Origin of the sequence: Nonomuraea sp. NPDC052116, from assembly GCF_040680035.1 — a bacterium.
Lineage (GTDB): Bacteria > Actinomycetota > Actinomycetes > Streptosporangiales > Streptosporangiaceae > Nonomuraea > Nonomuraea angiospora_A.
Map to the genome: position 1 here is coordinate 319,192 of NZ_JBFAWA010000006.1, position 22,347 is coordinate 341,538.

Genomic DNA, 22,347 nt, shown 5'->3' on the forward strand with positions numbered 1-22,347 from the left:
ACCCTCCGGCTGCGGCTACGGGTCACGCCGACGTTCGGCGAGTCAGTGACAGATCTCCCCTCCGGCTCCGGCTCCGGCTCCGGCTCCGGCTCCGGCTCCGGCTCCGGCTCTCAAGCGTATGCGGGGCCGATGATTTTTCCCGGGCACGCGGGTCTGCATGTGAGAGAGGAGGCGATATGTGCGATCAAGAAAAGGCACTGGCCGCGGGGGTTGCGCTGCTGGAACGGGCGATCGACTACGCGCTGGGCAGCCTTCGCGTAGTCACCCCGGCCGCCCTCTGCCGTCCCACTCCCTGCGCGGACTGGAACCTCCAGCACCTGCTCGACCACATGGCCGACTCACTCCGAACCCTGAACGACGCCGCCTCCGGCCACATCCCCCCAGCACCGCCACGTATACCCGTCACCCCTGTCCCAACGCCAGGACCTCCCAACCAACGCATGCCGCCCACCCCGGCCCCCCAAAGGCCGACCGCCCCCGCACCAGGCGACGGCATGGGCACTCCTCCACAGCGCAGCCTTCGAAGGCTGACAACACCCGCGTCCGGCAGTGCAGACACCGCCTCATTGCGCTTCGGCATCCGCGGCTCGGCTGCATCTCCGTCAGGCGGAGGGGGCGGCGCCTCACCGGGTACCGGCCTTCGCGGTTCGGACACATCCGCATCGGGTGGAGGGTGCGGCGCCTCATCGGGCACGGGCCTTCGTGGTTCGGCTGCGTCTACGTCGGGTGGAGGGTGCGGCACTTCATCGGGTACGGGCCTTCGCGGTTCGGACGCGTCCGGGGGAGGCGACAGCGCCTCTTCGCGCTCTGGTATCCGCGGGGGGGCTGCGTCCGCGACCGGAGAGGAAGACAGCACTGCTTTGTGCTTCAGCGGCTCTGCGCCGCGAAAGCAAGGATGCGGGGCCAACCCGGCGCTCCTTCTCAGGGACCGGGCCACAGAGGTGCTGGGTGTGTGGGTGGGCACGGTCACCCATCCCGGGGTGGTCTCCATAGGCGATCGCCACTTGACCGCGCCCATGGTGGCCGCCGCGGGTGCGATCGAGATTGCCGTGCACGGCTGGGACGTGGCCAGAGCCTGCGGTGAGCAGCACCCGATCCCGGACCTCATGGCCGAGGAACTGCTGGACCTGGCCCATCTGTTCGTCACGGACGTTGACCGGCCGCACAGGTTCGCCCCGCCGAGGACCCTGCCCCCGCGCGCCTCTGCCCAGGACTACCTTCTGGCCTATCTCGGCCGTGACCCGAACTGGCCAACAGCCCTCTGACCAGCTCAACGACCCCAACCTCAAAGATAGAACAATCCAGCCCATCCAGCATTTCCCGCTCACACGCCGTACGATCATCCTGTACCGCAACCACGTCGGGGACACCGACCATAAAGCCCAGCACACGTCCGGCCGGTCGTCAGCGGGGCGGCGACACCCGATCGCCGTGACCCGGCCGACCAACGTGGTGGCGACGACCGTTCTTCGTGCGGCCGTCGCCACCACCACGCCTCGCCCTTCCTGCACAAGGTGAACGCACGCCTGAGGCTTCCATCCAGGGCCGGGGCGGAGGGGGTCAGGTGTCGTCCTGGAGGACTTCCAGGACGAGTTCGCCGTACTTCGCCAGTTTGTTTTCGCCGACGCCGTTGATGCTGCTCAGCTCCGCCAGTGAGGACGGTCGGGCGGTGGCGATCTCTCTCAGGGTCGCGTCGTGGAAGATGACGTACGCGGGCACCCCCTGCTCCTTCGCGGTGGCGCCCCGCCAGGATCGGAGCCGCTCGAAGAGCGGGGCCGCTTCGGCGGATAGCTCGGCCACCGCCTGGGCTTTCGATGAGGAGGCTACCTTGGCCCGGGCGGGGCGCAGGGTGTCGCGGCGCAGCAGGACCTCGCGCTGTCCCCGGAGCACCGAAGTGCTGTCGTCCGTGAGCACCAGCGCTCCGTAGTCGGACTCGACCGCCAGCAGTCCCTGCGCCAGCAGTTGCCGCACCACCCCGTGCCACTCCGCGTTGCCCAGGTCAGTGCCCACTCCGAACACGGTCAGCGTCTCGTGGCCGTGTTGCAGCACCTTGGCGGTCTTCTTGCCGAGCAGGATGTCGACCACCTGCCCCACCCCGAACTTCTGCCGCCGCTCCCGCGCCAGCCGCAACACCGTCGACAGGACCTTCTGGGCGGGGATGGTGCCGTCCCAGGATTCGGGCGGATTCTGGCAGGTGTCGCAGTTTCCGCAGGGTTCGGCGCCCTTCTGGCCGAAGTAGTCGAGCAGCATCACCCGGCGGCACCCCACGGTCTCGCACAGCGCCAGCATGGAGTCGAGGTGGACCACCTGGCGGCGGCGGTGGGCCTCGTCGCCCTCCATGGCCATCCGCCGATGCTGGACGACGTCCTGGAGGCCGTACGCCATCCACACCGTGGCCGGGAGGCCGTCGCGGCCCGCGCGGCCGGTCTCCTGGTAGTAGCCCTCGACCGACTTGGGCAGGTCGAGATGGGCGACGAAGCGTACGTCGGGCTTGTCGATGCCCATGCCGAACGCGATCGTGGCCACCACGATCAGCCCGTCTTCGCGCAGGAAGCGGGACTGGTGGGTGGCGCGGGTGCGGGCGTCGAGACCCGCGTGGTACGGCACGGCGGCGATGCCGTTGTCGACCAGGAACTCGGCGATCTTCTCGACCGAGGAGCGCGACAGGCAGTAGATGATGCCGGAATCGCCCGGATGCTCGGTGCGCAGGAACTCCAGCAGCTGCCGCTTGGGCTCGCTCTTGGGCGTGATGCGGTAGTGGATGTTGGGCCGGTCGAAGCTGGCGACGAAGTGGCGGGCCTCGCTCAGGCCGAGCCTGGAGGAGATCTCGGCGTGTGTGGCCGGGGTGGCCGTGGCGGTCAGCGCGATGCGCGGCACGTCGGGCCAGCGCTCGTGCAGCGTGGACAGCTCGAGGTAGTCGGGCCGGAAGTCGTGCCCCCACTGCGCCACGCAGTGGGCCTCGTCGATGGCGAACACCGAGATCTCGCCCTTGGCCAGCAGCCGCAGCGTGGCGTCCACGCGCAGCCGCTCGGGGGCGAGGTAGAGGAGGTCGAGCTCGCCGGCCAGGAACTCCGACTCGACCAGCTGCCGCTCGTCGAAGTCCTGCGTCGAGTTGAGGAACCCCGCACGCACGCCGAGCGCCCGCAGCGCGTCGACCTGGTCCTGCATCAACGCGATCAGGGGTGAGATGACGACCCCCACGCCGCGGCGCACCAGGGCGGGGATCTGGTAGCAGAGCGATTTGCCGCCGCCGGTGGGCATGAGCACGAGCGCGTCGCCGCCGCCCACGACGTGGTCGATGATCTCCTGCTGCCCCGCCCTGAACGAGTCGTAGCCGAATACGCGGTGCAGAACGTCGGTGGGGGTATCCATGTGGCTACCTTACGTGTTCGCGGGTGAGCGTTTCGTGAGTTCCGCCGACGGCGATCGGGGGCTCCAACGCGCTCGCCTTGGCATCCCCCAGTCTGCCCGACGGTGATCGGTCCGTGAGCCAGCCCTTCACGCGAGTGGGGCGGGGCACGGTTAGGGCGGGGCTGCGGATTGAGGGCGAAGTGGGGCTTGGGCGCGGGGGTGAGCACGGGGTGCGAGTTGGGCGTGGCGGGGTTGGGGGTGGCCGGGGGTTACCGGTCGGGCATGGCTGGGGTTGGGAGGAGCGGAGCGGGATTGGGCGTGGCTGGGGGCGCGGGCGGGGCGTCTGGGGTTGGGCATGGCTGGGGTGAGGGCGGGGCGTGGGTGGGGTGAGGGTTGTGGGGGTGAGGGAGTGAAGGTGGGTTAGGCGGTGGCGGGGGCGGGGGCGGGGTGGGCGTTGCGGTGGTAGGCGATCAGGGAGAGGGCGCCCAGGGCGCAGGCCGCTGCCACCGCTCCCATCACCGCCGGATACCCGGCGAACTGCGCGATTCCGGCCGCCAGCAGCGGCGCGACGGCCTTGGCGACCGTGATGGGCAGCGCGAGCGCCCCGCTCAGTGACGCGTACGCTCCCGTGCCGTACCGATCGGCAAGAAGAGCAGGCCGGGCGATCGTGCCCACGCCGAACCCCAGCCCGAACAGCACCACCCCCGCCACCGCCCCCGCCGTGCTCCTGCCGACCAGCGGCAGCAGCACCGCCGCCAGCCCCTGCACCCCGAACATCACCGCCGTGATCAACGCCACCGACCAGCGGCCCTGCAGGCCGGTGGTGACGAGCCGGCCCGCGACCGACAGGACTCCGAGCAGGCCCGCGACCCCTGCGGCGAAGAGGGGGGAGTGGCCGAGGGCGATCAGGTACGTGACCAGCAGGACACCCATGACCGACACCGCGCCGGTCTGGGTCAGGAAGGCCGCCGCCAGCAGCCAGAAGGGACGTTCGCGCAGGGCCGCCCCGACGATCTCGCGCCGGTTCACGTGCGGCGGCGCGGACCTGCTCCGGACGGCCAGGAAATGCAGTGGCACCGAGGTCAGGGCGTATCCGGCGGCCAGGATGACCAGGGCCTGGCGCCACCCGTACAGGTCCACGAGAAAGCCCGTCAGCGGCAGGAAGATGCTGGACGCGAAGCCCGCCACGACGGTCACCGCGAGTAACGCCCGAGCCCGCCTGGTCGCGTCGAACCAGGCCACGATTACGGCGAAGGCCGCCTCGTACAGCACCATCGCCGACGCCACGCCCAGCACCCCGCAGACCAGGTACAGCTGCGTCACAGAGCGCACCTGGGACCACGCCAGCACCGCCAGCCCGCCCAGCACCGACCCGAGGGTCATGAGCCCGCGCCCGCCGTGCCGGTCGAGCCAGCGGCCGATGAGCGGCGCCGCGACCCCCGACACCAGTACGGCCAGGGTGATCGCTCCGGTCAGCTGCGCGACCCCGGCGTGGAGGTCGCGGGACATCGGTGGGATGAACACCGAGAACGCGTAATAGAGCACGCCATATCCGGCGGTTTGCGTGATCGAGAGAGCGCCGATCATCCACATGGGGGACTTCGGCACGGTGGCGTCGATCACTCCAGGATCGTTCCCGTTCACCGGTCAGAAATACGGTGATAAATGTCACTTCGCCGCGTCAGGAATAGCGCACCGTGAAAGCGGAATAGCGTCGAGTCATGACCTTTTCCTATGTGGTGACCGGCGGCGGGCGTGGCATCGGAAAGGCCGTGGTCGAACGGCTCCTCGCCGACAAGGGCGGCGAGAAGGACGGCGAGAAGGACGGTGAGAAGGACACCGTGGTGGTGGCCGTCGAACGCGACCCCGACGCCCTCGCCTGGGCCGGCCCCCGAGTCATCCCGCTGATCGGCGACGCGGCCGACGAGGAGGTCGCCGCCTGGGCCGCCGACCTGGCCCAGGAGGCCGGCATCCTGCGCGGCTGGGTCAACAACGCCGCCGTGTTCCGCGACGCCTCCGTCCACACGTCCCCGATCGCCGAGGTCAGAGCCCTGATCGCGGCCAATCTCGACCTCGCCGTGGTGGGCTGCGCCACCGCCGTACGCCACTTTCTCGCGGCCGGTACGCCCGGCGCCATCGTCAACGTCACCTCCCACCAGGCCACCAGGGCGGTGCCCGGCAGCCTCCCCTACTCGACCGCCAAGGCCGCCACCGAGGGCCTGACCAGGGCGCTGGCCGTGGAGTACGGCAGGCACGGCATCAGGGTCAACGCCGTGGCCCCGGGCTCGGTGGCCACCGAACGGTATGAGGCGTTCCTGGAGTCGCAGGCCCCGCGGGCGCGGCAGGCCGTCGAGGAGCAGCTGGCCATGCTGCACCCGCTCGGCCGGGTCGCGACCCCCGCCGAGGTGGCCTCCGTCGTGGCGCACCTCCTCTCGGACGAGGCGGCGTTCGTGAACGGCGCCACCATCCCCGTGGACGGCGGCCGCACGGTGCTGGGACTCGACCCGGAAGCTCGGGAATGAAAACCGTTGTCATCTGGTTGTGCAGGCCATGAAGAAGAACCTGCACCCCGCGTACGGCCCCGTCGTCTTCCGTGACCCGAGCGTCGGGTTCGCGTTCCTCACCCGCTCGACCCTCACCAGCGACAGGACGGTCGAGTGGGAGGACGGTAAGACGTACCCGGTCGTCGACGTGGACGTGTCGTCCGCCAGCCACCCCTTCTACACCGGCCGCGGCCGCATCCTCGACACCGCGGGCCGCGTCGAGCGCTTCAATCAGCGCTACGCGAACCGCCGCAAGTGACGGGCGGCCCCCCGCAGGCATGTACGCGCCTGCGGGGGATCGGCCGGAGGGGGCATGCCTGCGCTACTGCTGGGTAAAAGGTGGTCACCGGCATCGGAGCAGTGGTGATGGCCATGAGTCTCTCTGGAAAGGAACGCCGCATTCTCGCTGAGATCGAGCAGGCCCTTGAGCGAGAGGACCCCGAGCTGGCAAGGCGCGTCGCGGCGATCAACAAGATCGAATCAGACGGGGACTTCCCCCACGCGTATGGTGATCGCCTGCGCAGGTGGGTGCTGGCACACGTCTGGATGATCTTCACGGCCGGCGCGCTGGTGATCGTCCTGCTCCTGCTCGCCGTACTGACTACCTGACTCGCCGTACTGACCACCTGACGGCACAGTCAGCGCCGCCGGCGCAGCAGTGCCAGGTCGGCGGCGGCCACGACGGCCACCGCGGCCGCGATCGCGGCCTCCCAGCGCCAGACCTCCGCCCCCGTGCTCGCGGCGAGCACCGCGAAGAACTCCGCCGCCGCCATCCCCAGCACCAGCGCGACCAGCGACAGGATCCGCCGGGTGCGCAGCGGGCTGCGCGCGCTCAGTGGCTCCGTGCCCGCCCGGTTACGCAGCCACATGGTCGATCCCCCTTCCGAACGGTCAGGCGAGGCACCTCAGAGCCGCGACGACGCGCGGGTCGATCCCGTGCGACGCGGGCAGCCGCCCCACCGTGGCCTCCACGAACTCGGGGTACGACAGCGAGGCCGTGACCCCGTTCACGGCGGCCCAGATCTCGTCGGCCGTCTGCTCCACCTGCACCTTGGCCTCCTGCTCGGCCAGCACGAACCGCCCCACCGCCACCCGCCACAGCGTCCGGTCGTCGACCTCGGCGTCGGGGACGGGCGCGCCGACGTCGTCGGCGTGGGTGGCGTACTCGGAGTCGTAGTGGAAGGCCTGCCGGCCGCACGGGTAGGGCCCGGCCATGGTGTCGATCAGCCCGCCGGGGCCGAGTTCGCGCATGCGGCGGCGCGTCTCGCCGTTCTGGACCCGCCACTCCTCCAGCACTTCCGCCACGGGCAGGTGGCGCCGCTGCCGCACCGACCACTCGTTGAAGTCGTTGTAGCCGGACACGCCGGCCTTGGAGAGCCGGGTCAGCAGGTTCTGCACGGTCCCGTCGAGGCAGGCGTGGTTGTACAGCTCCTCGCCCGCCAGGTGGCCCAGCACGTCGCGCACCGACCATCCCTCGCACCGGGACGGCCGCTGCCAGCCGGCCTCGTCGAGCCCGCTGAAGAACCGGTCGAGCCGGGCGGCCTCCGTGTCGAAGATGTCGAACGGATTGAAGTGTTTGAGCAGCTCGTCGGCCATACTCCGGACGCTACCCGCTACGTGCCCGCTTTCACGGCCATCGATCCGACGGCGGACCTGACCCGGTCGTACTCGTCGGCGCAGGTGGGCGCCCGCTCGGGCGGGACCCAGCCGCCCTGGGCGATCCGGTCGTATTTGCCGGGGTCGGCGCCGTACAGGAGGCAGGAGAACGTGGCCGACTCGGGCGGCCCCGACAGGTGGTCGATGCCGGCGTGGCCGGCGAGCAGGTGACGGGCCTCGGCGGCGGCCACCACGCGCTTGGGCGCGTCGGACGCGAGCGTCAGCGCCGCGAAGTGGTCGGCCTGCTCCTCGCTGTCGGCCAGGCCGTTCAGCGTGGTCAGGGCGTGGCCGAGCTGGTGGTGGAAGAGCACGGCCAGTGCGCCGTCCATGCGGGCGGACCTGGTACGGGCGTCGGTCTCCTCGGTCTCGGAGATGCCGTCCATCACGTGGCGCACCTTGTCCACCAGCTGGTAGCAGATGGTGATCCGGCGCTCCTCGAGGTCCCAGGTGGCCTCCGGCGCGTCGCAGTCACGGGCGACGACCTTGACCGACGCGGGCAGCCGGATCCGGGTCTTGAGCGTCTCGCCGTCCTTGAGGAGCTTTCTGGCCTGTTCGGCGCCCGGCGAGCCCGGCTGCTCGTAGCGTACGGACAGATCGGACGAAGGCGCCGCCCCCAGCGTGCTCGTCATGCTCAGGACGAGGGCGATGAGGGGATGCGGCATACGAGGCTCCTTCGGGGGTCGGTAGATCCACGCAATGCGACTGTCCATGCACGCAAAGCGTGATCCCTAAACCTGAGGGCCCTCGAAAAGCCGGAAGGCCCGGCCCCTGGGCAGGGACCGGGCCTCCGTCTTATGGATTAACGACGCCACCAGCTGCCGTAGACCCGCACGGAGTCCGTGCGGCTCTTGGAGCCGTCGAGCTCGTCGTTGCCGTTGAACACGGCGCGGAAGGTACCGCTCTTGTAGGCGCGGGTCTCGGCGTAGAACTTGCCGCCCCACTTGGTCTTGGCGGAGGCGACCCACTTCCAGCCGCTGGAGCCGTTCGCGCGGAAGTAGACGTCCACCTTCTCGCCGCGGACGCCCTCCCAGCCGTCGTCATCCACCTGGAGACGGCCGGAGAACTCGATCGTACGACCCTTGCGGATCTTGTACGGGTCGGCGGAGAAGCGCGAGATACGCGTCTCGGACTTGCTCTTCTCGAGCTCGACCGAGAAGAACGCCGTGTCCTTCGCGATCTCCTTGCCGGCGGAGTCGAAGGCTACAGCGGTGGCCTGCCACTTGCCCTGGGGGTCCCCCTCGGTGAAGCCGACGGCGAAGCGCCAGCCCTCGAGGTCCTTGACGTCCTTGGCGCGGAGCGTGCGGGCGCCCTCGGGCGCCACGCTGAGCTCGACCTTCTTGACGTCGGAGCTGGCCCCGATGTCGAAGTACGCGGTCGTCTCGGATCCGGGCTCCACCACGACCGGATTAGGGTCGATGTCGCGGATCTTGAGCTGGGTGTCCACCTTGGTGGCCGCCGAAGCAGTGCTCGCGCCCGACATCAGCATGGCCCCGCCCACAAGGGCGGAAACGATACCAAGTGCGATCTTTCTCATGAGGGTGCTGATTCCTCTCCCCGTATTGACTTGGAGCCGGCTCGGGGTGGCCGACCCCTTTACTACTTTGAGCCACGAGAAGGGGAAAAGGTTGGCTAATGTTACAGAAAATATTTGATCACGCTGGCAACCAGGGGTTATGCGGGAAAAGTACTTGACCGGCTACAGTCTGGCGCATGACCGACGTCTACACGCTTGGCGAGCCCTTGGGGATCGTCTCCAGCGGCCGGGTTCGCCACGAGAGCGAAGCCCGGCTGGACGTGTGCGGGCCCGAGTTCACCCTGGCGATCGCGCTGGCCAGGCTCGGGCACCGCAGCGCCTACCTGGGCAAGGTGGGCGATGACGAGCTGGGTGCGAGGGTGCTCACCGCGCTCAGGGGCGAGGGTGTGGACGTCGCGGACATGCGCGTGTCCGAGGGGTTGCGCACGGGCCTGATCCTCAGAGAGATCCGTGTCGGCCGCTCACAGAGAGTGACGCAGTATCGCGCGGGTTCGGCGGGCTCGCGGCTCACTCCGGGCAACGTGCCGATCGACCGGATCGCCGCGTCGAAGATGCTCCACGTGACCGGTCTCACGGCGGGCCTCGGCCGGGACGCGCTCGAGGCGGTGCGCACCGCCGTGAGCGCCGCGAAGAACGCCGGCGTGATGGTCTCCTTCTCCGTCGACTACGTGCCCGAGCTGTGGCCGTCGGTACGCGAGGCCGAGGAGGTGCTCGGCGAGCTGGCCTGCGACTCGCACCTGCTCTTCCTCCGCCAGGACGAGCTCGACCTGGTCAAGCCCGCGCTCACGGCGGAGCGCGAGGTCGTGGTGGACCGCGGCGCCAAGGGCGCGAGCGTGCGCGCCGACCGGATGCGCTACGACGTGCAGGGCTGGCAGGTCCCCATCGTGGACACGGCCGGCGCGGGGGAGGCGTTCGCGGCCGGGTACATCAGCGCCGCGCTCGACGGCCTCATCCCCCAGGAACGCCTGCACCGCGGGGCGCTGTTGAGCGCCGCCGCGGTGACCAGCGTCAGCGACTGGCAGGGCTTGCCTACCAGGATTGACCTCTCCTAACAGGAAGCCTGCTAGCCAGGTCTGCCGCCCTGCTCTCGTGCCGCTGTCAGGACCGTAGCGGCAGTCCGAGCAGGTTTCCTATTAGGAGTTGGTGGTCAGGGTGAAGGTCGAGGTCGTGTTCTTGATGTTCTGGAAGTTGTTCGCGAACCTCAGGTTGTTGATCGTGGCCGACCCGACGGCCGGGCCCTGACCGGGCTCGGGCAACTCGTTCACCCAGATGCCGAACCCGGACTTGGCGTCGAAGGCGTCGCCGCTCTTCTGCGCCCCGCTGATCGACACGTTCGTGAGGATCGTGTCCTTGACCGGGTTCAGCGGCGAGCCGCCGGTGTAGCCGGTCTGGAACATGATCCCGCTGTACGTCGGGTCCACGATGTCCAGGTTGTTGACGCGGATGCCCTGGAACACCTTGGACGAGGAGAACAGCCACAGCGCCGGGAACGTCTGCTGTCCCCAGAAGTGCCCGCCGGCCCGGACCAGCGAGATGTTGTCGAACGTCGTGGGCGGGCTGGCGCCGAACCCGTTCATCGGGATCCCGAAGTCCAGCGAGCTGATCGTGACGCCCGGGTAGGTCAGCGTGTCCGCGACGTAGATGTTCCTGAACGTGTTGTCGTAGCCGCCGTACACGGCCACGCCCGCGGCCCGCCAGGTGAGCAGCGAGGTCAGGTTCTCGAAGACGTTGCCGGTCTGCTCGCCGGGGTTGTTGTCGGTGGCCGAGAACAGCGCGAAGCTGTCGTCGCCCGTGGCCCTGGCCTCGACGTTGGTGACGTGGTTGCCGGTGCTGCCGTTGGTCATGTTCAGGCCGTCGGCGAACAGGTTGCGGATCCGTGAATTCTTGATCGTGATGTTGTCCGTGTTCGTACCCCAGTAGAGGCAGATCTGGTGCTCGGCCCAGACGTTGTCGATCGTCATGTTCGCCACGTTCGAGAAGTCGAAGACCTTGCCGGGGCCGTCGATGCGCGAGGTGTAGTTGCCGAAGTAGGCGAAGTTCGCGAACGTCGAGCCGTTGGCCGAGGCCTCGGTGCGGAAGCCCACGTCGGTGTTGTCCTGCCCGGCGGGGGAGGAGAACCTGGTGAACCAGGGGCCCGCCCCGACGATCTTGACGGACTTGCCGTACACCTGGAACTTGCCCGAGGTCTGGTAGTCGCCCTGCGGCAGGTAGACGCCGGTCAGGTTGGCGTCCATGCGGGCCTTGTCGAGCGCGTTCTGCACGTCCTGGTGGGTGAAACCGGTTGGTACGGCGTACTTCGCCGGGTCCGGGTTCGCGACCGGGGTTGCCTGCTCGAAGTCCACGAAGTCGATCGCGTACGTCTGGCTGTTGGCCGCGTCCTTCTGCAGCCTGATCGTGCTGCCCTTGGGCACGGTGGCGCCGAGGAGCACGTTCGCCTCGTCGTAGATGTGCCTGGGCGGCCCCGAGCCGGGGGAGTTGCTCGGGCTGGCCTCGGCGCCGTAGAGCCAGGCGTAGCGGGAGGTCAGGTTGACGGCCTTGAGGAACGAGCCGTTGACGTAGACGTTCAGGGTCGAGCTGAGGCCGCCGCCGCCCGCCGCGTCGGGCATGGAGAAGCGGGTGACCAGGGTGTTCGTGTCCGCCCTGGTGGTGAACTCGACGTACGCGCCGGTCTGGTTGAGCGTCACCGCGCGCCGCCCGGACGCCTCGCCGGCGATCGTGCCGATGTCCCTGCTCGGGCCCACGCGCGTGGCCCCGCCGCCGATCACGGCGTCCTCGGCCTCGTACGTGTCGTACGGCATGTTCGCGCCACGGCCCACGAACAGCGGCAGCTCGCTGGTGTTGTTGGCGCGCTTGACGGGCAGCTCGTTGGCGTCGTCGGCGAGCACCGTCCTGACCGTGTACTTGCCGTTGGCCGCGGTCCACGTGCCCAGGCTCACCGGGCTCGTGGTCGCGCCCGCCGCGATGGCGCCGCCGGTCGAGCCGGTCAGGGTCTTGACGACGGTGCCGGAGTCGTTCGTGACGGTGAGCGTGATGCCGTGGGAGGCGCCGCTGGAGGCCACCGTGCCCTGGTTCTTGATCGCCACCGAGAACGTCACCGTGTTGCCCGCGGCCGGGTTGCCCGGCGTCCAGGCGACGGGGGAGGCGACCAGGTCGGCCGTGTCGACCGGCTTCACGGTCAGGGTGCCGGTGGCGGTGTTGTTGGCCTCGTTCAGCTCGACGACCTTGCCGTCCTCGTCCACCTTGGCGGACAGCTGGTAGGTCCCGGCGTCCCTGGCGCCGATGTTCGCGGACACGGTGGTCGACGCCCCCGCGGCCAGCGCGCCCACGCTCGCGCTGCCGACCTTGGTCGCACCCGCGTAGAAGTTCACGGAGGTCGCGGCGGCGGCCGCGGTGCCCGCGTTCCTGACGGTGGCCGACAGCGTGACCGCGTCGGTCTCGACCGGCGCGGCCGGGGACGACGTGAGATCGCTCACGGTCAGGTCCGGATTGGCCGACGGTGTGCCGAAGATCTGGAACTCGGCCACCTGCCCGCCCGGCGCGCCCGAGTTGGCGGTGATCTGCAGCCGGACGTCGGCGGCCTTGCCGGTCACCGGGATGGTCACCGAGTTCCCCGTGGCCGGGTCGAAGGTGTATGTGGCCGAGGAGACGAGGCTGGTGAAGCCGGTGGCGCTCTGCTCACGGCCGAGGACCTGGATGGTCTGGGTCCGCCTGGCCCAGACGGGGTCGGGGTTGAGCTTGAGGGTGATCGAGGTCAGGTCGGCGTTGGCGCCGAGTTGCACGGTCAGCGTGTTGGGGTAGGCCGCGCCCTCCCAGTACGTCTGGAGATTGTCGTCGTTGGCGTTGGCGGCCACGTACGTGTGGGTGTGCGAGGACTCGGTGATCGCCTTGCCGAGCGCCAGGTTGGCGCCACTCGGCGGCGGGTTGTCCGGCGCGCTGCCCCACACCTCGAACTCGGAGAGCTGGCCCGCGGGCCAGCCGGTGTTCGCGGTGATCTGCAGCCGGACGTAGCGGGCGGTCGTGGCGGCGAAGGTGATCGTCGCGGTCGGGTTGAAGGTGTACGTCGCCGAGGCGACGATCGTGCTGAAGGCGGAGCCGTTCGTGCTGCCCTGGACGGTCAGCGTCTGGGTACGGCTGGGCCAGCCGGACGGCAGCTTCAGCACGAGCTTGTTGACGCTCGCGCTGGCGCCGAGGTCGACCTGGACCCATTGCGGGAACGCGTTGTTGGCCGACTCCCAGTAGGTGGCCTGGTTGCCGTCGGTCACGTTGGGGGCGGCGTACACCTCGGTGAAGCTGCTCGCGGTGGCGGTCTTACCCGCCGCGAGGTTGGTGTCGGCCGCCGCGTACGCGGGTGCGGCCAGGAATCCGAGGACTAACGAAAGGGCGGCTAAGACTGCTCTCATGGGGGTGGCCCTCCGGGTAAGGCGGATGGCCGAACCATAGGATGCCAAGCAGATTGCCCCAATATTTCGACGAGATTTCGCAAACAGTTGACTGACAAGAATCACCGTATGCAGTCTTTCCTCGCTGGTCAGGAAGCCGCTCGGGCTGCGGAGACGGCTGTGGGGCGGCGCAAAGCCCTACGTCGGATCGACGTAAGCCGTTGCAAGCGCTTGCGCTGAAGGCCGTATAGTTTGCGCATGACGCGACGACTCGCAGAGGTGGCCAAGAAAGTCGGAGTCAGCGAGGCGACGGTGAGCCGGGTGCTCAACGGCAAGCCCGGGGTCTCCGACGCGACCCGCGAGGCCGTGCTGACCGCCCTCGACGTGCTCGGCTACGAGCGCCCCACCCAGCTGCGCGGCGACCGGGCCCGGCTGGTCGGCCTCGTGCTCCCCGAGCTGCAGAACCCCATCTTCCCCGCCTTCGCGGAGGTGGTCGGCGGCGCGCTGGCCCAGCAAGGGTTCACCTCCGTGCTGTGCACCCGCACGGTCGGCGGCGTCTCCGAGGCCGACTACGTGGACCTGCTGCTCCAGCAGCAGGTGAGCGGCGTCGTCTTCGCCGGCGGCTTCTACGCCCAGGCCGACGCCGCGCACGGGCACTACGAGCTGCTGCACGAGCGCAAGCTGCCGACCGTGCTGGTGAACGCGGCCGTCCAGCACCTCGACTTCCCGCAGGTCTCCTGCGACGACACGGTGGCCGCCGAGATGGCCCTGGCCCACCTGCGCGCGCTCGGCCACGAGCGGGTCGGCATGGTGCTCGGGCCGAAGGACCACATGCCGTCGCGGCGCAAGCTGGAGACGTTCCAGGCGGAGGGCGGGGACCCCGGGCTGGTCGAGCACACGATGTTCTCGCTGGAGGGCGGGCACGCGGCCGCCGCCCGGCTGGTCAAGCGCGGGGTGACCGGCGTGATCTGCGCCAGCGACCTGCTCGCGCTGGGCACGATCAGGGCGGCCCGCCGGGCGGGGCTCACCGTGCCGGGGGACATCTCGGTCATCGGCTTCGACGACTCGGCCCTGATGAACTGCACCGACCCGCCGCTGACCACGGTCCGCCAGCCGATCGACGCCATGGGCCGGGCCGCCGTGGACCTGCTGGTCGCGCAGATCGACAAGGCGGTGGTGCCGGCGGACGAGCTGCTGTTCGAGCCCGAACTCGTGGTCCGCGCCTCCACCGCCCGCGCGGCGGTCTAGGGGCCTGAGCCCGGCCCGTTCCCCCCTCCTCCCAGGGGCTCTCGGCCCGTGCCCCCTCTTCCTGGGGGGCTCTCGGCCGGTGCCCCCTCTCCTCCCTCCTCCCCAAGGGACCTCAACCCGTGCGGTGGGTCAGAGGCGTCGCAGCGCAGGCGTAATCCAGTCGTTATCTTGCAATATGCAGTCGAAATATTGCGAACATCCGTCCCCGATCCTATGGTGTGGGCACCTCGCATCAGAAGGGTCAGACCATGCGGAGATCCACTGGGCTCTTGCTCGTGTCCGTGCTCGGCATCTCAGCCACAGCCTGCGGCTCCAGCAACCCCGCCACCCCGTCAGCCGGCGCCGGCGGCGGCGCCAAGGCCGTGACGATCACGGTGGCCTGCCAGCCCGCCAAGTCCGCGCCGAAGGAGCGCCAGGCCTGGGACGACGACGTGGCCACGTTCATGAAGGCGCACCCGGGCGTGACGGTCAAGAGCACGGACCAGCAGCCCTGCTTCGACCCCAAGACGTTCGGCCCCAAGCTGGCCGGCGGCCAGATGGAGACCGTCTTCGTGGTCCCGGTGACGAACTACAACGACGTCATCGGCCAGGGCCAGGCGCTCGACATCACGCAGTACACCAGCACCATCAAGAACTGGAACGACCTGCGCCCCGACGTGCGCGAGATGGTGACCAAGGACGGCAAGGTGTACGGCGTGCCGAACGTCCACTACGGCGTCGGCCTGGTCTACAACCGCGCCCTGTTCACCAAGGCCGGCCTCGACCCCGACACCCCGCCCAAGACGTGGGCCGAGGTCCGCGAGGCGGCCAAGAAGATCGGCGCGCTCGGCGCCGGCTACGTCGGCTACGGCGAGTACTCCGGCGGCAACACCGGCGGCTGGCACTTCACCCAGGCCATCTACGGCCGCGGCGGCAGCATCCTGACCCCCGACAACAAGAAGGCCGCGTTCAACTCGCCCGAGGGCAAGGCCGTGCTGCAGAACCTGCACGACATGCGCTGGGTCGACAACAGCATGGGCAACAAGCTCCTGGTCGGCTGGGAGTCGCTCATGATGGCCATGGGCAGCGGCAAGGTCGGCATGATGCTGGGCGCGCCCGACGTGGTCACCGACGTGGTCACCAAGTTCAAGGGCAACGTCGCCGACTACGGCATCACCGGTTTCCCCGAGGCCAAGGCGTCGCTGAGCGGCGGCGAAGCGTTCATGATCAACCCGAAGGCCACCCCCGAGGAGGCCAAGGCGGGCCTGGAGTGGGTCGACTTCCGCTACAACACCGTCGGCAAGGGCCGCTTCGACTTCGCCCGCGGCAAGGCCATCGGCAACCCGGTCGGCGTGCCCGACAACGCCGTCTACGGCGACTCGGCGACGGGCAAGGCCATCCAGGCCGACCGCGAGAAGAACGCCTCGCTGCCGGTCTCGAACTACGCGCCGTACGTGCAGGCTGCCGCGACGATCCCGCCGAAGGCCGAGCCGGTGCACGCGCAGGAGCTGTACGCCATCCTCGACGTGGTCATGTCGGGCGTGCTGAGCCGTAAGGACGCCGGCGTCGACCAGCTCCTGACGGACGCCGAGACCAAGGCGAACTCCATGCTGGCGGCCAAGGGCTGACCTTGATGGGAATCTTGCGGCGCAACCTGACGGCCTACGGGTTCCTCTGCGCGGCCCTGATCTGTTTCACGGTGTTCGCCTGGTATCCGATGGTCAGGGAGTTCATTCTGAGCTTCCAGAAGACCGACCTGATCAACCCGCCCACCTGGGTGGGGCTGGACAACTTCAAGGCGGCGGTCCAGGACCCGGCCTTCGGCGAGGCCTGGCTGAACACCGTGGAGTTCACGCTGCTCGCGCTGCTGTGCGGCTATGCCGTGCCGTTCGTCGTCGCGCTCGTCCTCAACGAGCTGCGCCACGCCCGGGCCTACCTGCGGTTCGTGGTCTACCTGCCGGTCATGCTGCCGCCGATCGTGGCGGTGCTGCTGTTCAGGTGGTTCTACGATCCGGGGCCCGGGCTGTTCAACCAGGTCCTGGACTTCTTCCACCTGCCGCCGCTGGCCTGGCTGGACTCGTCGTCGACCGCCCTGATCTCCCTGGTCCTCGTCTCGACCTGGATGAACATGGGCAGCGCGACGCTGATCTACCTGGCGGCGCTGCAGAACATCCCGCCCGAGCTGTACGAGGCCGCCGAGCTCGACGGGGCCGGGATCTTCAAGCGGATCAGGCACGTCACGATCCCGCAGACCCGGCTGATCCTGCTGCTCATGCTGATGCTGCAGATCGTGGCGACCATGCAGGTGTTCATCGAGCCGTACATGCTGACCGGCGGCGGCCCGGAGAACGCGACCGTGAGCGTCGCGTACCTGATGTACCAGTTCGCGTTCTCGCAGATGAACTACGGCCAGGCGGGCGCGCTCGGCATGCTGCTCATGCTCGCGCTCCTCGTCTTCGCGGCCTTCCAGCTCAGGACGACCCGTGAGGACAGGGCATGACGGCGACCGAACACAGGCGGGCCCCGGTGTCCGAGCCGCCCGGCGGCGGCGCCAGGCCGAAGCGCCGGCGAAGGCCGCCGAAGCCGATCCAGGTGCAGTTCCGCACGATCGTCTCGCCGCACCAGCTCAACAGCAGGTGGGGCCGGCGGATCTACTGGCTGGTGCTGATCGCCGTCATCGTGGTCTTCACGCTGGCCTTCGTCTTCCCGCTCTACTGGATGATCACCGGCGCCATGAAGACGCCGGAGGAGATCGCCCAGATGCCGCCGTCGCTCGTCCCGGCCGACCCGTCGCTGGAGGCTTTCTTCGAGGCCTGGGACCTGTTCGACATCGGCACGCTGCTGGCGAACACCGCGTACTACTCGCTGGGCGCGTGGCTGTTCTCCATGGCGGTGGACGTCACGGCGGCGTACGCGCTGTCGAAGCTGCGCCCGATGTTCGGCAACGTGATCCTCGGCGCGATGCTGGCCACGCTGATGATCCCGCCCATGGTCATCCTCATCCCGCTCTACGTCACGATCGTGGACCTGGGGCTGCTCAACAACGCCTGGGGCCTGTGGTTCCCGGCGGCGGCGAACGGCTTCAACATCTTCCTGCTCAAGCGGTTCTTCGACTCGATCCCGCGGGAGCTGATCGAGGCGGCGCAGATCGACGGCGCGGGTCCGCTGCGGGTGCTGTGGTCGGTCGTGCTGCCGGTCTCCAGGCCGATCCTGGGGGTGGTCTCCATCTTCACGATCGTCACCGCGTTCAAGGACTTCGTCCTGCCGCTGCTGGTCATGACCGACAGCGAGAAGATGACGATCAGCGTGGGCCTGTCGCAGACGGCGGGCGCGGTGACCCAGAACCAGATCATGGGCGGCCTGGTCATCGCCTCCATACCCATGATCATCGTCTTCTTCGTCTTCCAACGACACATCATGGCGGGGCTCACCGCCGGAAGCATCAAGGGATAAGCGCATGTCGCAAACGTGGTGGCGGGGGGCCGCGATCTACCAGGTCTACCTGCGTAGCTTCGCCGACGGGAACGGTGACGGGATCGGCGATCTGGCCGGCCTGCGCTCCCGCCTGCCGTACCTGAAGGATCTCGGGATCGACGCCATCTGGCTGAACCCGTGGTACCCGTCGCCGATGGCCGACGGGGGCTACGACGTGGCCGACTACCGCGACATCGAGCCGGTCTTCGGCTCGCTGTCCGAGGCCGAGCGGTTCATCGAGGAGGCGCACGAGCTCGACATCAAGGTCATCATCGACGTGGTGCCGAACCACAGCTCCACGGAGAGCGCCTGGTTCAAGGAGGCGCTGGAGAACCCCGCGGCGCGGGACCGCTTCTGGTTCGCCGACGAGCCGCTGAACGACTGGCAGTCCATCTTCGGCGGCGCGGCCTGGACCCAGGTCCCCGACGGCCAGTGGTACCTCCACCTGTTCGCCCCGGAGCAGCCGGACTTCAACTGGACCAATCCGGAGGTCCACCAGGAGTTCGAGGACGTGCTGCGGTTCTGGTTCGACCGTGGCGTGGACGGCGTGCGCATCGACTCCGCCGCCCTGCTGATCAAGTCGGACACGAAGTACGAAGACCTCGACGAGGTCCACGACGTCTACCGTCGGTGGCGCGAGGTGGCCGACGAGTACGGCGAGCGCATCCTGATCGGGGAGGTCTGGCTCCCCGACCAGGAGCGTTTCGCACGCTACCTGCGGCCCGACGAGCTTCACACGGCCTTCAACTTCGACTTCCTGTCCTGCCCGTGGGACCCGGCCGAGCTGCGCAGGGTCATCGACCTGACCCTCGCCACCCACACCCCCATCGGCGCCCCGCCGACGTGGGTGCTGTCGAACCACGACGTGACGCGCCCGGTCACCCGGTACGGCCGCGCCGACACCACGTTCGCGCACGGGGGCCGCCTCCACGGCACCCCCTCCGACCTGGAGCTGGGCTACCGGCGGGCCAGGGCGGCGGCCCTGCTGGCCATGGCGCTCCCCGGCTCCGTGTACGTCTACCAGGGCGAGGAGCTGGGCCTCCCCGAGGTCGAGGATCTCGCGGACGAGCTCCGCCAGGACCCGATGTACGCCAGGTCGGGCGGCACGAACCCGGGCCGGGACGGCTGCCGCATCCCTCTGCCGTGGTCGGGCGAGGAGCCCCCGTTCGGCTTCGGCGCGGGCACGCCGTGGCTGCCGCAGCCGGAGGGCTGGCGCAAGCTGACCGCCGAGGCCCAGCGCACGGACCTGGGCTCGATGCACAACCTCTACCGGACGGCCCTCGGCCTGCGCCGCGACCTGCTGGGGGACGGCACGTTGATCTGGCTCCCGACGGGCGGCGAGGTCCTGGCCTTCACCAGGGACTCGGGGCTGACGAGCGTCACCAACCTGGGCCCCGACCCGGTGCCGCTACCCGCGGGCCGCCTCCTCCTGGCCAGCGGCCCCCTGGAGGACGGCGCCCTGCCCGCCGACACCACGGCCTGGCTGACGAGGGACTGACCGAAGCGCGACCAGCCCGGCGGCGGCCAGCGCGAGGCACAGCCACGCGAACCAGTCGCCGAACCGGGCGTACACGGTGGGGCCGGGGCCCGAGGGCACGTCGGCGAAGGCCGTGACGAACGGCTGCCGCGTGCCCTCGGTGTCCCGCTCGGCCAGCACCCGGCCCCACGGGTCCGAGATCATCGGCGTGCCCCACTGCGCCGCCCAGGCCACCGAGAGTCCGGTCTCCACGCCGCGCAGCAGTCCCATCCGGCTGTGCTGCCGGCCGTTGCCGAACTCGTCGGCGGCCGGCGCCGCCATCAGCCGCCACCCGGTCGAGTCGGCGCCGGCCAGCCGCACGGTCCCGAAGACGAGCACGAGCAGGCACGCCGCCGCCCCCACCACGCCGGTACGCAGCCGCGCCGCCGCGACAGTCCCCGGCCACAGCACCGCCGCCAAGGTGGTCGGCGCCAGCATCACCACGTACTCCACGCCCCAGGCGCCGGTCACCGAGGCGATCTGGGTCACCACCGGCACGTCGGCCACGGACGTGGCGAGCGGCCAGATGATGCCCGTCGGGTTGGCCAGCACGGTCAGGTACATGAGCGCCACCCACACCGCGGGCGGCGCGGAGGCGGCGAGCATGATCAGCCCGCGCCGGGCGAGCGCCCTGAAGAGCCAGACCACCAGCCCGAACAGCAGCGAGCAGCCGACGATGATGCCGATCCCGATGGGCCGCGGCACCGACGGGGTGCGCAGGAAGAAGTCGAGCTGGTTCGTCATTCCCGCCAGGAAGGCCAGGAACGCGAGGGCGAACGTCGCCCTGCCGCTCGCCCGTGAGGCCAGGAGCAGCATCGGCAGCGGCGCAAGCCAGGTCAGCGCGGGGATCGGCGAGAAACCCGTACCGAAATAGAAAAGCACCGCGGATAAAAGCGGAGCGGCTGCTCCGAATATCATATATACACCGTAAACAGCAATGTATACGGTGTCAACAAAAGACGATCAGGTGGCGCACATGCACGTGACGAACACGTCCACCAGCGTCCGCACGGCCTGCCGCCGGTCGTCCCGCCGCCAGACGACGGCCAGCCTGCTCGGCGGCAGCCCCGCCACGGGCCTGCTGACCACGTCGTCGCGCCGGTAGAGCTCGGCGTTCCCGGCCGAGACCAGCACCACGGCCCGCCCCGACGCGACCAGCTCCAACGCCTCCTCGGCCGTCTCCGCCTCCGCCCCCACCACGGCGGGCGCCGCCCGTTGGTCGTCGGCCAGCCAGAAGTCCCGCATGGGCCCGGCGGAGACCGGCATCGCCACGAACGACTCCCCGGCCAGGTCGGCGAACGTGACCTCGCGGCGGGCGGCCAGCGGATGGGCGGCGGGCAGCGCCACCCAGCGCTCCTCCGTGCTGACCACTGTCCAGTCGTAGTCGTGGCCGGGCATGGGCAGCCACGCGACGGCCACGTCGACCTGGCCGTCGCCCAGCCCCACGGTGGGGTCGCTCCACGGCACCTGCCGGAAGCGCAGGTCCCAGCCGGGCAGCGCGGACGAGATGGACGGCACGAGCCCGCGCCCGATCCGCGTCTGGAACCCGACGACCAGCGTCCGCTCCTCGCGCGCCGCCGCCACCGCCCGCTGCGCGCCCTCCCACTGCTCGATGATCCGCCGGGCCTCGGGCAGCAGCGCCGCCCCCGCCGCCGTCAACGCCACGGTACGGCGGTCGCGCTCGAACAGCTTGGCCCGCATCGACAGCTCCAGCTGCCTGATCTGCCTGCTCAGCGAGGGCTGCGAGATGAAGAGCCGCTCGGCCGCCGCCCGGGTGAAGCTCAGCTCTTCGGCGACCGCCACGAAATACCTGAGATCCCGAATATGGGCATCCATAGCAAAAAGCTATAACAGCCGGTCTTGGACGGGTGGGAGAGCTCGGACCCACGATGGAGCGCATGAGAGATTTGTCGGGAAAGACGGCATTGGTAACCGGAGCTTCACGCGGGATCGGGCGGGCCATCGCCGAGCGCCTGGCCGCCGATGGGGCCCGGGTGATCGTCCACTACGCCAGCAACGACGACCTGGCCAAGGAGACGGTGGCCGCGATCGAGGGCGCGGGCGGGCAGGCGTACGCGGTGAAGGCGGCGTTCGAGGACGGCGTGGACGCGTTGTTCGAGGGCCTCCGGGGGGAGGGGCTGGACATCCTGGTCAACAACGCCGCCATCCTCGCCGGGGTGCTGGGCACGGTGAGCGAGGAGCAGTTCGACCGGGTCTTCGCGGTGAACGTGCGGGCGCCGTACTTCATCATCGAACGGGCCCTCCCGCTCCTGAACGACGGCGGCCGGATCATCAACATCTCCTCGGCCGTCGTCCGCATCGCCCTCCCGGACCTCGTCTACTCGATGACCAAGGGCGCCCTGGACACGCTGGGCTTCAGCCTGGCGCCCCTCCTCGGCGACCGGAACATCACCGTGAACACCGTCTCCCCGGGCGTCACGGAGACGGACATGAACGCCTGGCTCCGCGCGGACGACGGCGCCGCCGAGCGCGCGGTCACCGAGGTGACCGCGCTGGGCCGCATCGGCCGCCCGCAGGACATCGCGGACGCCGTGGCGCTCCTCGCGAGCGAGGAGTCCCGGTGGATCACCGGTCACGTCCTGGACGTCACCGGCGGCTACTTCCTCGGCCCGCGCGGCGGCGTGATCCCGGTCTAGCGGGGGAGCG

General features: G+C 69.6%; 20 protein-coding genes and 1 pseudogene. 12 read left to right on the forward strand and 9 right to left on the reverse strand.

Features of this window, described 5'->3' with window-relative positions; genetic code table 11:
* Nucleotides 1-176 precede the first annotated feature (176 nt).
* Nucleotides 177-581, forward strand: a pseudogene (locus AB0L65_RS14090) (maleylpyruvate isomerase N-terminal domain-containing protein); the annotation flags it as partial.
* Nucleotides 582-950: 369 nt separating this feature from the next.
* On the forward strand, nucleotides 951-1,265 hold the full coding sequence (locus AB0L65_RS14095; protein WP_364244823.1) for a hypothetical protein: 315 nt from the start codon (nucleotides 951-953) through the stop codon (nucleotides 1,263-1,265).
* Nucleotides 1,266-1,560: 295 nt separating this feature from the next.
* Here the strand turns inward: AB0L65_RS14095 and recQ are convergent, their stop codons facing one another.
* Nucleotides 1,561-3,372 (reverse strand): DNA helicase RecQ, encoded by a 1,812-nt coding sequence (recQ, locus tag AB0L65_RS14100; RefSeq protein WP_364244547.1) that lies wholly within the window; start codon nucleotides 3,370-3,372, stop codon nucleotides 1,561-1,563.
* 399 nt (nucleotides 3,373-3,771) lie between these two features.
* Complete coding sequence (locus AB0L65_RS14105) at nucleotides 3,772-4,974, reverse strand: MFS transporter (RefSeq protein WP_364244550.1); 1,203 nt, start codon at nucleotides 4,972-4,974, stop codon at nucleotides 3,772-3,774.
* A gap of 98 nt (nucleotides 4,975-5,072) precedes the next feature.
* On the opposite strand from AB0L65_RS14105, the gene AB0L65_RS14110 reads away from it, so the two are divergent.
* From AB0L65_RS14110 to AB0L65_RS14120, 3 genes are all read left to right on the forward strand, one after another.
* On the forward strand, nucleotides 5,073-5,873 hold the full coding sequence (locus tag AB0L65_RS14110; protein ID WP_364244553.1) for an SDR family oxidoreductase: 801 nt from the start codon (nucleotides 5,073-5,075) through the stop codon (nucleotides 5,871-5,873).
* Nucleotides 5,874-5,901: 28 nt separating this feature from the next.
* Nucleotides 5,902-6,153, forward strand: coding sequence for a type B 50S ribosomal protein L31 (locus AB0L65_RS14115; protein ID WP_350729869.1), 252 nt, complete (start codon nucleotides 5,902-5,904; stop codon nucleotides 6,151-6,153).
* Between the two features lie 80 nt (nucleotides 6,154-6,233).
* Nucleotides 6,234-6,503 carry a DUF3040 domain-containing protein gene (locus AB0L65_RS14120; protein WP_364244555.1) on the forward strand — a complete coding sequence of 90 codons (270 nt, stop codon included), beginning with the start codon at nucleotides 6,234-6,236 and terminating at the stop codon, nucleotides 6,501-6,503.
* A 29-nt stretch (nucleotides 6,504-6,532) separates the two neighbouring features.
* On the opposite strand, the gene AB0L65_RS14125 is transcribed toward AB0L65_RS14120, so the two are convergent.
* From AB0L65_RS14125 to AB0L65_RS14140, 4 genes are all read right to left on the reverse strand, one after another.
* Nucleotides 6,533-6,763 carry a DUF6343 family protein gene (locus AB0L65_RS14125; protein WP_364244558.1) on the reverse strand — a complete coding sequence of 77 codons (231 nt, stop codon included), beginning with the start codon at nucleotides 6,761-6,763 and terminating at the stop codon, nucleotides 6,533-6,535.
* Between the two features lie 22 nt (nucleotides 6,764-6,785).
* Nucleotides 6,786-7,490: a maleylpyruvate isomerase family mycothiol-dependent enzyme gene (locus tag AB0L65_RS14130; RefSeq protein ID WP_364244561.1), complete on the reverse strand. Its 705-nt coding sequence runs from the start codon at nucleotides 7,488-7,490 to the stop codon at nucleotides 6,786-6,788.
* A gap of 17 nt (nucleotides 7,491-7,507) precedes the next feature.
* On the reverse strand, nucleotides 7,508-8,212 hold the full coding sequence (locus AB0L65_RS14135; RefSeq protein WP_364244564.1) for a DUF4344 domain-containing metallopeptidase: 705 nt from the start codon (nucleotides 8,210-8,212) through the stop codon (nucleotides 7,508-7,510).
* Between the two features lie 137 nt (nucleotides 8,213-8,349).
* Entirely contained in the window at nucleotides 8,350-9,084 is a 735-nt protein-coding gene (locus AB0L65_RS14140) for a hypothetical protein (protein ID WP_364244567.1), read from the reverse strand.
* 176 nt (nucleotides 9,085-9,260) lie between these two features.
* Here AB0L65_RS14140 and AB0L65_RS14145 point away from each other — a divergent pair, with 176 nt between their 5' ends.
* Nucleotides 9,261-10,136 carry a sugar kinase gene (locus AB0L65_RS14145; protein ID WP_364244570.1) on the forward strand — a complete coding sequence of 292 codons (876 nt, stop codon included), beginning with the start codon at nucleotides 9,261-9,263 and terminating at the stop codon, nucleotides 10,134-10,136.
* A gap of 81 nt (nucleotides 10,137-10,217) precedes the next feature.
* Here the strand turns inward: AB0L65_RS14145 and AB0L65_RS14150 are convergent, their stop codons facing one another.
* On the reverse strand, nucleotides 10,218-13,484 hold the full coding sequence (locus AB0L65_RS14150; protein WP_364244572.1) for a discoidin domain-containing protein: 3,267 nt from the start codon (nucleotides 13,482-13,484) through the stop codon (nucleotides 10,218-10,220).
* A gap of 237 nt (nucleotides 13,485-13,721) precedes the next feature.
* Between AB0L65_RS14150 and AB0L65_RS14155 the strand changes: the two genes are divergently transcribed.
* From AB0L65_RS14155 to AB0L65_RS14175, 5 genes are all read left to right on the forward strand, one after another.
* Nucleotides 13,722-14,711: a LacI family DNA-binding transcriptional regulator gene (locus tag AB0L65_RS14155; protein WP_364244575.1), complete on the forward strand. Its 990-nt coding sequence runs from the start codon at nucleotides 13,722-13,724 to the stop codon at nucleotides 14,709-14,711.
* Nucleotides 14,712-14,959: 248 nt separating this feature from the next.
* Nucleotides 14,960-16,318 (forward strand): extracellular solute-binding protein, encoded by a 1,359-nt coding sequence (locus tag AB0L65_RS14160; protein ID WP_364244578.1) that lies wholly within the window; start codon nucleotides 14,960-14,962, stop codon nucleotides 16,316-16,318.
* Nucleotides 16,319-16,323: 5 nt separating this feature from the next.
* Complete coding sequence (locus AB0L65_RS14165; RefSeq protein WP_355191312.1) at nucleotides 16,324-17,190, forward strand: sugar ABC transporter permease; 867 nt, start codon at nucleotides 16,324-16,326, stop codon at nucleotides 17,188-17,190.
* Nucleotides 17,187-18,143, forward strand: coding sequence for a carbohydrate ABC transporter permease (locus tag AB0L65_RS14170; protein ID WP_364244582.1), 957 nt, complete (start codon nucleotides 17,187-17,189; stop codon nucleotides 18,141-18,143). The genes AB0L65_RS14165 and AB0L65_RS14170 overlap by 4 nt, the downstream gene beginning before the upstream one ends.
* 4 nt (nucleotides 18,144-18,147) lie before the next feature.
* Complete coding sequence (locus AB0L65_RS14175) at nucleotides 18,148-19,662, forward strand: glycoside hydrolase family 13 protein (RefSeq protein ID WP_364244585.1); 1,515 nt, start codon at nucleotides 18,148-18,150, stop codon at nucleotides 19,660-19,662.
* On the opposite strand, the gene AB0L65_RS14180 is transcribed toward AB0L65_RS14175, so the two are convergent.
* Both AB0L65_RS14180 and AB0L65_RS14185 read right to left on the reverse strand, forming a co-directional pair.
* Nucleotides 19,573-20,562 (reverse strand): hypothetical protein, encoded by a 990-nt coding sequence (locus AB0L65_RS14180; protein WP_364244588.1) that lies wholly within the window; start codon nucleotides 20,560-20,562, stop codon nucleotides 19,573-19,575. The two genes, AB0L65_RS14175 and AB0L65_RS14180, sit on opposite strands and share 90 nt — an antisense overlap.
* Before the next feature lie 81 nt (nucleotides 20,563-20,643).
* On the reverse strand, nucleotides 20,644-21,516 hold the full coding sequence (locus AB0L65_RS14185) for a LysR substrate-binding domain-containing protein (protein ID WP_364244590.1): 873 nt from the start codon (nucleotides 21,514-21,516) through the stop codon (nucleotides 20,644-20,646).
* 62 nt (nucleotides 21,517-21,578) lie between these two features.
* Here AB0L65_RS14185 and AB0L65_RS14190 point away from each other — a divergent pair, with 62 nt between their 5' ends.
* Nucleotides 21,579-22,337, forward strand: coding sequence for an SDR family oxidoreductase (locus AB0L65_RS14190; protein ID WP_364244593.1), 759 nt, complete (start codon nucleotides 21,579-21,581; stop codon nucleotides 22,335-22,337).
* The last annotated feature ends 10 nt before the right edge of the window (nucleotides 22,338-22,347 follow it).

Bases quoted from the DNA above. Each gene is read 5' to 3' on its own strand.
- AB0L65_RS14170 (WP_364244582.1), top strand. From the start codon at position 17,187: ATGACGGCGACCGAACACAGGCGGGCCCCGGTGTCCGAGCCGCCCGGC.
- AB0L65_RS14190 (WP_364244593.1), top strand. From the start codon at position 21,579: ATGAGAGATTTGTCGGGAAAGACGGCATTGGTAACCGGAGCTTCACGC.
- AB0L65_RS14110 (WP_364244553.1), top strand. From the start codon at position 5,073: ATGACCTTTTCCTATGTGGTGACCGGCGGCGGGCGTGGCATCGGAAAG.
- AB0L65_RS14175 (WP_364244585.1), top strand. From the start codon at position 18,148: ATGTCGCAAACGTGGTGGCGGGGGGCCGCGATCTACCAGGTCTACCTG.
- AB0L65_RS14185 (WP_364244590.1), bottom strand. From the start codon at position 21,516: ATGGATGCCCATATTCGGGATCTCAGGTATTTCGTGGCGGTCGCCGAA.
- AB0L65_RS14115 (WP_350729869.1), top strand. From the start codon at position 5,902: ATGAAGAAGAACCTGCACCCCGCGTACGGCCCCGTCGTCTTCCGTGAC.
- AB0L65_RS14160 (WP_364244578.1), top strand. From the start codon at position 14,960: ATGCGGAGATCCACTGGGCTCTTGCTCGTGTCCGTGCTCGGCATCTCA.
- AB0L65_RS14135 (WP_364244564.1), bottom strand. From the start codon at position 8,212: ATGCCGCATCCCCTCATCGCCCTCGTCCTGAGCATGACGAGCACGCTG.
- AB0L65_RS14155 (WP_364244575.1), top strand. From the start codon at position 13,722: ATGACGCGACGACTCGCAGAGGTGGCCAAGAAAGTCGGAGTCAGCGAG.
- AB0L65_RS14140 (WP_364244567.1), bottom strand. From the start codon at position 9,084: ATGAGAAAGATCGCACTTGGTATCGTTTCCGCCCTTGTGGGCGGGGCC.
- AB0L65_RS14145 (WP_364244570.1), top strand. From the start codon at position 9,261: ATGACCGACGTCTACACGCTTGGCGAGCCCTTGGGGATCGTCTCCAGC.
- recQ (WP_364244547.1), bottom strand. From the start codon at position 3,372: ATGGATACCCCCACCGACGTTCTGCACCGCGTATTCGGCTACGACTCG.
- AB0L65_RS14150 (WP_364244572.1), bottom strand. From the start codon at position 13,484: ATGAGAGCAGTCTTAGCCGCCCTTTCGTTAGTCCTCGGATTCCTGGCC.
- AB0L65_RS14165 (WP_355191312.1), top strand. From the start codon at position 16,324: ATGGGAATCTTGCGGCGCAACCTGACGGCCTACGGGTTCCTCTGCGCG.
- AB0L65_RS14130 (WP_364244561.1), bottom strand. From the start codon at position 7,490: ATGGCCGACGAGCTGCTCAAACACTTCAATCCGTTCGACATCTTCGAC.
- AB0L65_RS14125 (WP_364244558.1), bottom strand. From the start codon at position 6,763: ATGTGGCTGCGTAACCGGGCGGGCACGGAGCCACTGAGCGCGCGCAGC.